This window comes from Phenylobacterium aquaticum (assembly GCF_947378715.1).
Taxonomy (GTDB): Bacteria; Pseudomonadota; Alphaproteobacteria; order Caulobacterales; family Caulobacteraceae; genus Phenylobacterium; species Phenylobacterium aquaticum_A.
The window spans coordinates 1-10,087 of sequence record NZ_CANCLE010000147.1 but is presented as its reverse complement, the minus strand read 5'-3'; the positions used below and the strand labels follow the sequence as shown (position 1 = coordinate 10,087).

General features: G+C 68.7%; 9 protein-coding genes. 5 read left to right on the top strand and 4 right to left on the bottom strand.

The window, feature by feature from the left end; all coding sequences use genetic code 11:
- A partial coding sequence (locus Q7P21_RS16375) for a UDP binding domain-containing protein (RefSeq protein WP_304177938.1) occupies nucleotides 1-570 on the top strand: 570 nt, incomplete at its 5' end.
- Nucleotides 571-647: 77 nt separating this feature from the next.
- On the opposite strand, the gene Q7P21_RS16370 is transcribed toward Q7P21_RS16375, so the two are convergent.
- Nucleotides 648-803 carry a hypothetical protein gene (locus Q7P21_RS16370; RefSeq protein ID WP_304165026.1) on the bottom strand — a complete coding sequence of 52 codons (156 nt, stop codon included), beginning with the start codon at nucleotides 801-803 and terminating at the stop codon, nucleotides 648-650.
- A 172-nt stretch (nucleotides 804-975) separates the two neighbouring features.
- A complete protein-coding gene (gene glmM / locus Q7P21_RS16365) occupies nucleotides 976-2,328 on the bottom strand; it encodes a phosphoglucosamine mutase (RefSeq protein ID WP_304165023.1) in 1,353 nt (450 codons plus the stop codon).
- Between the two features lie 144 nt (nucleotides 2,329-2,472).
- Here glmM and glmS point away from each other — a divergent pair, with 144 nt between their 5' ends.
- From glmS to Q7P21_RS16350, 3 genes are all read left to right on the top strand, one after another.
- Nucleotides 2,473-4,293, top strand: coding sequence for a glutamine--fructose-6-phosphate transaminase (isomerizing) (glmS, locus tag Q7P21_RS16360; RefSeq protein WP_304177936.1), 1,821 nt, complete (start codon nucleotides 2,473-2,475; stop codon nucleotides 4,291-4,293).
- A 147-nt stretch (nucleotides 4,294-4,440) separates the two neighbouring features.
- Nucleotides 4,441-5,310 (top strand): UTP--glucose-1-phosphate uridylyltransferase, encoded by an 870-nt coding sequence (locus tag Q7P21_RS16355; RefSeq protein ID WP_304165018.1) that lies wholly within the window; start codon nucleotides 4,441-4,443, stop codon nucleotides 5,308-5,310.
- A gap of 23 nt (nucleotides 5,311-5,333) precedes the next feature.
- Complete coding sequence (locus Q7P21_RS16350) at nucleotides 5,334-6,194, top strand: SDR family NAD(P)-dependent oxidoreductase (protein WP_304177935.1); 861 nt, start codon at nucleotides 5,334-5,336, stop codon at nucleotides 6,192-6,194.
- Here the strand turns inward: Q7P21_RS16350 and Q7P21_RS16345 are convergent, their stop codons facing one another.
- Complete coding sequence (locus tag Q7P21_RS16345) at nucleotides 6,195-8,645, bottom strand: ATP-binding protein (protein WP_304165013.1); 2,451 nt, start codon at nucleotides 8,643-8,645, stop codon at nucleotides 6,195-6,197.
- A 189-nt stretch (nucleotides 8,646-8,834) separates the two neighbouring features.
- Complete coding sequence (locus Q7P21_RS16340) at nucleotides 8,835-9,584, bottom strand: alpha/beta fold hydrolase (RefSeq protein WP_304165010.1); 750 nt, start codon at nucleotides 9,582-9,584, stop codon at nucleotides 8,835-8,837.
- A gap of 43 nt (nucleotides 9,585-9,627) precedes the next feature.
- Here Q7P21_RS16340 and Q7P21_RS16335 point away from each other — a divergent pair.
- Nucleotides 9,628-10,087: glycosyltransferase (locus Q7P21_RS16335; protein WP_304177934.1), on the top strand; the 460-nt coding region annotated here is incomplete at its 3' end.

Here is a 10,087-nt window from a genome sequence, read left to right as displayed (position 1 = left end):
AAGTTCCTCAACGCCGGGCCTGGATACGGCGGCTCCTGCTTCCCGAAGGACACATTGGCGCTGGTCAAGACCGCCCAGGACTATGGCGCGCCGACCCGGCTGATCGAGACCACGGTCCAGGTCAATGACGCGCGCAAGAAGGCCATGGCCGGCAAGGTCGCGGGCGCGGTCGCCGGTGATCTGGCCGGCAAGACGGTGGGCGTGCTGGGCCTGACCTTCAAGCCCAACACCGACGACATGCGCGACGCCCCGGCGCTCGACATCATCCCGGCCCTGCAGGCCCAGGGCGCGACGGTGCAGGCCTATGACCCGGAAGGGACCCACGAGGCCCAGCATCTGCTGAAGGACGTGGCCTTCAAGACCGACGCCTATGACGCGGCGCAGGGCGCCGACGTGCTGGTGATCATCACCGAATGGGATCAATTCCGGGCGCTGGACTTCGACCGCCTCAAGGCGGCCATGAAGACCCCGGTCCTGGTGGACCTGCGCAACATCTACAAGCCCGAGGACGTGACCTCGAAGGGCTTCAAATACACCTCGATCGGCCGCAAGCAGGGGCGCGCCGAATAGCGGCTAGAGCATTTGTTTTCCAGCTTGGTTGAGTCAACCGAACTGGGAAGGGCTCTAGGCGCGATCTGAGGTGGACTTCAGGCTGAGAACAGCTGGATCAGCAGAGAGCCGAACCACAGAGCGCCGGCCCAGAAGGCCAGGGCCAGGACGGCGACGAAAGCGAGACAAGCGACCGAACTGACGCCCTTGGCCGGTTCCCGCGCCATACCCGCAAATGCGGCTCTGCGTGACATGTTTCTCTCCCAGTTTTTGTTCATTCCACCCGGTCGAGCGGGAGGAACATGAACAGGCTGACACGAATCCTCCGATTTGCAAGTGCGACAAAGGTTCCCGGGGCCCCAAAACGGGCCGGGGGAACGCGCGGGCGCGCTGGGGCAAGCCACTCAAAGCGGCTGCGGCATGGGATCAGGCGGCGGCCTTTTTCACGGCGCCGGCGATATCCTTGACCACCTGGGAGACCAGCTTGGCGTCATCGCCCTCGGCCATGATGCGGATCAGGGGTTCGGTGCCGGAGGCGCGGACCACGATGCGGCCGGAACCGTTCAGCCGCTGTTCGGCGTCGGCGATCATCGCGATCACCGGGGCGGCCTCCAACGGCTTGCCAGAGCCGAAGCGCACATTCTCCAGCAGTTGCGGCACCGGCTCGAACTGGTGGGCCAGCATGCTCATCGGCTTGTCGGTCTGCTTGAGCACCGCCAGCACCTGCAGGGCGGCCAGCAGGCCGTCGCCCGTGGTGGAGAAGTCCGACAGGATCATGTGGCCCGACTGCTCGCCGCCCAGGTTGAAACCGCCTTCCCGCATCCGCACCATCACCGCGCGATCGCCCACGGCGGTCCGCTCAAGCGTCAGGTCGCGCGCCTGCAGGAAGCGCTCCAGGCCCAGATTGGACATGACGGTGGCGACCACGCCGCCGCCGGTCAGCCGGTCGCGCTTGACCCAGTCGTCGGCGATCAGGGCCATGATCTGGTCGCCGTCGACCACGTGGCCCTTTTCGTCGCAGATCACCAGCCGGTCGGCGTCCCCGTCCAGGGCGATGCCGATATCGGCGCGATATTCCTTCACCGCCCGGACCATGGCCTCGGGATGGGTGGAGCCGCATTCCTCGTTGATGTTGGTGCCGTTGGGATCGACGCCGATCTTGATGACCTCGGCGCCCAGTTCATAGAGCACCACCGGGGCGACCTTGTAGGCGGCGCCATGGGCGCAATCGATCACCACCCGCAGGCCGGCCAGGCTGAGCCGGCGCGGGAAGGTGGCCTTGGCGATCTCCACATAGCGGGCCTGGGAATCGTCGACCCGGGACACGCGGCCGAGCCGGGTCGGGCCGGCCAGGCCCTCGCTCAGGCTCTGGTCCATCAGGGCCTCGATCTCCAGCTCTCGGGCGTCGGAGAGCTTGTAGCCGTCGGGGCCGAACAGCTTGATGCCATTGTCGGTGAAGGCGTTGTGCGAGGCCGAGATCATGACCCCCAGGTCGGCGCGCAGGGACCGGGTCATCATGGCCACCCCCGGGGTCGGCATCGGGCCCAGCAGGCGCACGTCCATGCCGACGCTGGCGAATCCCGCCACCAGGGCCGGCTCGACCATGTAGCCGGACAGCCGGGTGTCCTTGCCGATCACCACCATGTGGCGGCGATCATCCTGGGACATGAACAGCTTGCCGGCAGCCAGACCGACGCGCAGCGCCACCTCCGCCGTCATGGGGTGGGTGTTTGCCTGACCGCGGATGCCGTCGGTCCCAAAATAGGCGCGTTTGCTCATGAAGGGGTCTCTTCGGAGGTGGGCGTCGGCGCGTGGAAACGATCCGAAACCCAGATTTAGTCGACGCCATGTTTTCGAATGCTAAAGGCGACGCGCATTCGAAGCATATCGCGGCTTCACGCTTGGACAAAAGGACTGCGGCATATGTGCGGCATCATCGGCATCGTGGGAACCGCGCCCGTTCAAGGGCGACTGATCGAAAGCCTGAAGCGCCTGGAATACCGGGGCTACGATTCGGCCGGCATCGCGGCCCAGGTCAATGGCAGGCTGGAGCGCCGCCGCGCGCCGGGCAAGCTGCGCGAGCTGGAGGCTCTGCTGGAGCATGACCCGCTGATCGCCACCACCGGCATCGGCCACACACGCTGGGCCACCCACGGCGCCCCGACCGAGCGCAACGCCCACCCCCATATCGTCGGCCGCGTCGCCGTCGTCCACAATGGCATCATCGAGAACTTCGCCGAGCTGAAGGCCGAGCTGATCGCCGCCGGCCGCGTCTTCCAGAGCGACACCGACACCGAGGTCGTGGCCCATCTGCTGGACGCCGAACTGGCCACCGGCCTGACCCCGCTGGAGGCCTTCAAGGCCACCCTCGACCGGCTGCGCGGCGCTTTCGCCCTCTGCATCCTGATCGGCGGCGAGGACGAGGTGATCCTGGCCGCCCGCAACGGCCCGCCCCTGGCGCTCGGCTATGGCGACGGCGAAATGTATGTCGGCTCAGACGGCCTGGCGCTCGGCCCCTTCACCAACCGCATCGCCTATCTGCAGGACGGCGACTACGCCCTCTTGACCCACGACAACGCCCAGATCTTCGATCAAAGCGGCGCGCCGGCCGACCGGCCGATCAAGATCGTGCCGGCCTCGGCCGTGCTGATGGAGAAGGGCAACTACCGCCACTTCATGGAGAAGGAGATCCACGACCAGCCGGAGGGCTGCCAGCGGACCATCGCGGCCTATGTCGATCCGATCACCACCCGCGTCGCCGTGCCGGGTGATCTCGACTTTGCGGCGATCGAGCGCATCCAGATCGTCGCCTGCGGCACCTCCTATATCGCCGGCATGATCGGTCGCTACCTGATCGAGCAGCTGGCCGACCTGCCGGTGGACGTCGAGATCGCCTCGGAATTCCGCTATCGCACCCCCTCGATCCGGGCCGGCTCCCTGGTGATCGCCATGTCCCAGTCGGGCGAGACCGCCGACACCCTGGCCGCCCTGCGCTATTGCCAGGAGCGGGGCATGAAGAGCGCCGCCATCGTCAACGCCACGGAATCGACCATCGCCCGCGAAGTCGACGTGGTCTGGCCGATCCATTGCGGCCCGGAGATCGGGGTCGCCTCGACCAAGGCCTTCACGGCCCAGGTCAGCGTGATGATCGCCCTGGCCATCGCCGCCGCCAAGGCGCGCGGCCGCATCGACGCCACGGAGGAAGAGCGGCTGGTCAAGGTGCTGCTGGGCGCGCCGCGCCTGCTGGCGGAAGCCATCGGCCTGGAAGACGCCATCAAGGACATCGCTGCCGAGGTCTCCAAGGCCCGCGACGTGCTCTATCTCGGCCGTGGCCCGATGTCGGCCCTGGCCCTGGAGGGGGCGCTGAAGCTCAAGGAGATCAGCTATATCCACGCCGAGGGTTATGCCGCCGGCGAGCTGAAGCACGGCCCCATCGCCCTGGTCGACGACCTGACCCCGATCATCATCCTGGCGCCCTTCGACAGCTGGTTCGAGAAGTCGGCTTCGAACATGAGCGAGGTCATGGCCCGGGGCGGCCAGGTGATCTTCATCACCGACCCGGACGGCGCCCGCCACGCCCCGGCCGGGGCCAAGGTGGTGGTGACGGCCCCCTCCTCCGACCCGCTGATCTCGGCCCTGGTGATGTCGGTTCCGATCCAGCTCCTGGCCTATCACGTGGCTGTCCATAAGGGCGCGGACGTGGATCAGCCGCGCAACCTGGCCAAGTCGGTCACCGTCGAATAGGCGCCCTGCGGTCAGGCTCTCGCGGCGGGATCGCACGCCAATCAGGACTTGGCGCGGGTATCCGGCCGCTCTTTTTTGGAACGTCACACCTGCCCGATGGATTTCCCATTCGGGCTCCTCTAGGCAGGAGTGATCCTGGAGGGCCGAATGACGAAGCGCGTACGCAAAGCTGTGCTGCCGGTGGCTGGCCTGGGGACCCGAGTTCTGCCGGGCGCCAAGACCACGCCGAAGAACATGCTGAACGTCTTCGATCGTCCGATCCTGTCCTATGTGGTCGAGGAGGCGCGCGCCGCCGGCATCGAGCACATCGTCTTCATCACCGGCCGTGGCCAGGGCGCCATCGAGGAATATTTCGACTCCAATCCGGAGATCGAGGGTGCGCTGGCCGCCAAGGGCAAGGACGAAATCCTGGCCGAGGTTCGCCGTGACCTGCCCAAGCCCGGCGCCATGAGTTTCGTGCGCCAGATGGCCCCCCTGGGCCTCGGCCACGCGGTCTGGTGCGCCCGCGACATCATCGGCGACGAGCCCTTCGCGGTCATGCTGCCCGACATGCTGATGATGGCCGGCCCTCCGGCCCTGGCCCAGTGCGTGGCCGCCTATGAGCAGGTCGGCGGCAACATCATCGCCGTCGAGCCGGCCCCCGAGGGCGAGACCCACAAATATGGCATCGTGGCCCTGGACGGTCGCGAAGGCCGGCTGAACCGCATGACCGGCATGGTCGAGAAGCCGCCGCTGGGGACCGAGCCCTCGAACCTGTTCATCTCCGGCCGCTACATCCTGCAGCCCGAGATCTTCGAGCTGCTGGAGACCCAGGGCCGGGGCGCGGGCGGCGAGATCCAGCTGACCGATTCCATGGCCGAGCTGATGAAGCTGCAGAGCTTCCACGCCCTGGAATATGACGGCGTCACCTATGACTGCGGCGACAAGATCGGCCTGCTGCGCGCCAATATCGCCTTCGCCCTCGCCCACCCTGACCTGGGCGGCGCGGCGCGGGCGGCGATTCAGGGCCTGCTCTAGCGGCCGAACCGGCGGAGGCGCATGTGAAGCTCTTCGTCTTCGGCCATGGGTTCAGCGGCCAGGCCCTGCATCGGCGCCTGGCGCCGCTGGGCTGGGAGGTCTCGGCCTCCCTGCGGCCAGGGGCTGATCCGGCCCGCCTGACCGCTCAGGGCGTGGCGGCGGTCCCGCTTGATGATCTAGCCGCCCTCGACGCGGCGATCGCCGGGGCACAGGCCATACTGATCACCGCCCCGCCCAGGCCGGACGGCTGTCCCGCCCTGCCCGTCCTGGTTCCAGCCCTGGCGCGGACCGGGGCCTTTCCGGACTGGATCGGCTACCTCTCCACCACCGGGGTCTATGGCGACCGAGGCGGGCGCTGGGTGTTCGAGGACAGCCGCCTGGCCGCCCAATCGGTCGAGGGCGCGCGCCGCGTCGGCGCCGAACGTGACTGGCTGGATGTCGCCCGCGGCATGGGCCTGACCATCACCGTCCACCGCCTGCCCGGCATCTATGGCCCTGGCCGCTCGACCCTGGACCGCGCCCGCGACGGCCGCGCGCGGCGGGTGGCGGCGCCGGGCCAGGTGTTCAGCCGCATCCATGTGGACGACCTGGCCGCCGGCCTGGCCGCCTCCATCGCCCGGCCACGCCCGGGCGGGATCTACAATCTGTGCGATGACGAACCGGCGCCCAACAGCGAAGTCGTGGCCTATGCCGCCCGGCTCCTGAACCTGCCGGTTCCGCCGGAGGAGCCCCTGGACCTGGAGGCGTTGCGACCCCAGGCCCGGCGATTCTACGCCGAGACCAAGCGGGTCTCCAACGCCCGCGCCAAGGGCGAGCTCGGCTGGCGGCCCGCCTATCCCAGCTATCGCGAAGGCCTGGCGGCGATCCTGGCGGCCGGCGGCTGATCAGGCGCAGGCGCGATCCTGCGACTCGGCGGCGTCCAACACCCGCTCGATGGCCCGGAACAGCAGGGCCACCTCCATCGGCTTGGCGACGAAGTCGTCCATGCCCGCCTGCAGATATTCCGACACCTGGTGCGACATGGCGTTGGCGGTCAGGGCGATGATCGGGGTGCGAGTGCGGCCGCCCGCCGCCTCCTCGGCGCGGATCAGGCGCGTGGCGGTCGGGCCGTCCATGCCCGGCATCTGGACGTCCATCAGGATCAGGTCCCAGGACTCGCGCCGCCACAGGTCCACGGCCTCGGCTCCGTCGCCGACCATCACCGGGACCAGCCCGGCCTGCTGCAACATGGCGCCAAGCACCAGCCGGTTCACGGGGTTGTCCTCGGCCGCCAGGATGCGCAGCGGCGGCAGGTCCTCCGTCTCAGCCACGGCCGGCTCGGCCCAGGCCGCCGGGTCCGAACGGCCGAGATAGGGCAGCGGCAGGCGCACGGTGAAACAGGCGCCCGCGCCCAGGGTGCTTTCGGCTGCGATCTCGCCCCCCATCAGCTGGGCGAGCTCGCGGCAGATGGACAATCCCAGGCCGGTGCCGCCATAGCGCCGCGTGGTCGAGATATCGCCTTGCTCGAACTTGTCGAACAGCATCGCCAATCGCTCCGGCGCGATGCCGACGCCGGTGTCGGTCACGGTGAGGGTCAGAGCGCCCTCGGCCCGGGCGAGCCGCACGGCCACCTGGCCGCGCTCGGTGAATTTCAGGCCGTTGGAAATGAGATTGTACAGCACCTGCTTCAGGCGGGTGGCGTCGCCCTGGTACTGGCCCTGGGCCTCCGGATCGATGACGAGGTCGAAGGCCAGGCCCTTGCCTTCGGCGACCGCCAGGAAGGCGGCATGGGCGCCGCGGGCGATCTCGTCGAGGTCGAACTCGATCTCCTCGAGCTCCAGCTTGCCGGCCTCGATCTTGGAGAGGTCCAGCACGTCATTGAGGATGGCCAGCAGGCTCTCCCCGGACTGGCGGATCACCTGCAGCCGCTCGCGCTGGGCTGGCGACAGGGCGTCGGCGGCCATGACCTGGGCCATGCCGAGCACCCCGTTCAGCGGGGTGCGGATCTCGTGGCTCATGGTGGCCAGGAAGGTCGACTTGGCGCGGTTGGCGGCTTCGGCCTCTTCCTTGGCCTGCAGCAGCGCGGTCTCGGCCAGCTTGCGGTCGGTGATGTTCAGCATGGCCCCGACCAGCCGGATCGGGTCGCCCTCCTCGTTCTTCACCAGCTTGACGGTGCAAGCGGCCCAGACCTCCCGGCCGTCGTCGCGCGCCACCCGGTACTCGGGGAAATAGGGACGGTCCTCAATCACCGCCTGCGACCACTCGTCCTCGATCCGGGCGCGGTCGCGCGGGTCGATGGTGATGTTGGTGTCGGCGACCAGTTCGTCGAAGGTGAAGCTGCGGCCGAACAGGGTCTGGGGGGCGCCGGCCTCGGTCAGGGTGCGGTGGACATAGTCCAGTTCCCAGACGTGAAGGTCCGCGATCGAGGCGGCCAGGCTGAGCCGCTGCTCCGAGCGCTCCGAGCGCTCCAGGGCCTCGACCAGGTCGGTGATGTTGCTGGTGGCGCTGATCAGGCCGCCGATCTCGCCATCAGCCTCCAGCCAGGGGGTGAGCTCCGCCCTGAGCCAGACCACGCCGCCCCGGCGGGTGGGCACGCAGACCCGCTCAGCGACGATCGATTCGCCGGCCAGGCAGCGGTCCAGGAAGCTGGCGAACCGCGCGTGATAGGTGGGGACCAGGTCCTCGATGCTGCGGCCAACGGCCTCGTCGAGGGACATGGGGATGGCGTCGAGGAACCGCTGGCTGGCGTTCAGCACCCGCAGGTTCCGGTCGGTCATGACGATCGAGGCCGGCGCCGCGCGGGAGAACACCGCCTGGACAAGTCGATCCTGGCGGACAGCGGCTTCCTGGGCGCGGAGTTGCTGGGCGGTGCGGGCGCGATCACATTCATCGGCGATCATCGCCGCAAGCCGCTCCAGATTGGCCAGCAGCAGGGGGTCGAGCGCCCGGGTTTCCGGACCCGTGATGGCCAGGGCGCCCTGCACCGCACCGTTCGCCAACTGGATCGGAGCAGCGGCGGCGAACCGGACATAGGGCGGGCCGCTGACCAAGGGGTGGTCGCCCAGGCCGGGATCAAGGCGCACGTCCTCCAGCCACATGGATCGGCCGGAGGCGGTGACCGGATCAGCGAACGGCGTGCCAAGGATCAATCGACCCTCGGGGTCGATGCTGCGCCAGACGGCGCCCGGCGAGACGATGACGATGCTGACATAGACCCGGCCGAACAGCGCCGAGGTCAGGGCCGAAACGCGTTCGAACACCGGCTCTTCGCCGGTCATGCCATAGGGCAGCCGCGAGGCCGGTCTGGCCTGCGGCGCCTCGCCGATCCCCGCGTCTGATCCCGTTGAATTGTTCATCAGTTTTCCGGGGTCAGTTTCGCGCTCGATTCGATAACGAGGCGATAATTCTAGCGCGGGTGCGTTGTTTTCACCCAGCAAAAGACGGTCGCGCATTCCCGATTACTGTCACCAATTTGAGGTTAATTCGGCAGATTGACGACCCTTGAGAGTGGGACAACGCTGTCACAACTCGGCGGCTCGCCATGCTCAGCCCCGCGCCAGTTCCTCGGCCGCGGCGATCAGTCGGGCCAGGTCCTGGGGTCGCGACAGCCGATGGTCGCCGTCCTTGATCAGGCTGAAGACCAGATCCTCGCTGGCCAGGGCCTGGGCGAGCGCCAGGGCGTGGGGCCAGGGCACGTCCGGATCGGCGCCGCCCTGCAGGATGCGCACCGGGGCGGTGACCGGGACCGGCCCCGGCAGGATGGTCCATCGGGCGCCGTCCTCCAGCAGGCTGCGGCTGATCGGATAGGGATCGCCATAGTCGGACGGGCGCAGCCAGACGCCTGTCGCCTCCAGGGCCTGGCGATCGGCGGCGGTCATTTCCGGGGCCATCAGCGCGCTGGTGAAGTCGGCGGCCGGCGCGATCAGCACCAGGCCGGCGATGCGGTCGGCGCGGACCACGGCCGCCAGGCACGAGATCCAGCCGCCCATGGACGAGCCGACCAGGACCAGCGGGCCCTCGGTCAGGGCGTCCAGCACGGCCAGGGCGTCCTCGCGCCAGCGGGTGATGGTCCCGCGTTCGAAGGCGCCGCTCGATTCCCCATGGCCGAAATAGTCGAAGCGCACATAGGCCCGGCCGGTCGCGGCGGCCCATTCGGCCAGGGCCTGCGCCTTGGATCCAGCCATGTCCGACCGGAAGCCGCCCAGCCAGACGAAGGTCGGGCCAGAGCCCGCCACCCGGCGCCAGGCCAGCCGCTCGCCGTCCGGTCGATCGAGGAATCCCGCGTCTTCCTGCATCGCCCCGCTTTACCTCATCCGTGGGTCGTTTATGCAAGCACCCGTGACCTTGCCCCCGGACTTCACCCTGCTGCAGGTCGTCCCCGAGCTCGAAACCGGCGGGGCCGAGCAGACCACCATCGACGTGGCCCAAGCCGTGGTCCGCGCCGGCGGCAAGGCGCTGGTCGCCACCCGGGGCGGTCGCATGGCCGCCCGGCTCGAGGCGGACGGCGGCCGCATGGCCCAGATGCCGGTCCAGTCCAAGAATCCGCTGGTCATGCTGGGCAACGCCGCCCGGCTGGTCGACCTGATCCGCAGCGAGAAGGTGAGCCTGGTCCACGCCCGCAGCCGCGCCCCGGCCTTCGCCGCCCTGTGGGCCGCCCGGACCACCGGCACCCCGTTCGTGGCCACCTACCACGGGGTCTACAAGGCCCAGTCCAACCTGAAGCGCTGGTACAACGCCGTGATGACCCGCGGCGACCTGGTGATCGCCAATTCCGACTACACCCGCGACCACGTCCTGG

Bases quoted from the DNA above. Each gene is read 5' to 3' on its own strand.
- Q7P21_RS16370 (WP_304165026.1), bottom strand. From the start codon at position 803: ATGTCACGCAGAGCCGCATTTGCGGGTATGGCGCGGGAACCGGCCAAG.
- glmM (WP_304165023.1), bottom strand. From the start codon at position 2,328: ATGAGCAAACGCGCCTATTTTGGGACCGACGGCATCCGCGGTCAGGCA.
- glmS (WP_304177936.1), top strand. From the start codon at position 2,473: ATGTGCGGCATCATCGGCATCGTGGGAACCGCGCCCGTTCAAGGGCGA.
- Q7P21_RS16355 (WP_304165018.1), top strand. From the start codon at position 4,441: ATGACGAAGCGCGTACGCAAAGCTGTGCTGCCGGTGGCTGGCCTGGGG.
- Q7P21_RS16345 (WP_304165013.1), bottom strand. From the start codon at position 8,645: ATGAACAATTCAACGGGATCAGACGCGGGGATCGGCGAGGCGCCGCAG.
- Q7P21_RS16340 (WP_304165010.1), bottom strand. From the start codon at position 9,584: ATGCAGGAAGACGCGGGATTCCTCGATCGACCGGACGGCGAGCGGCTG.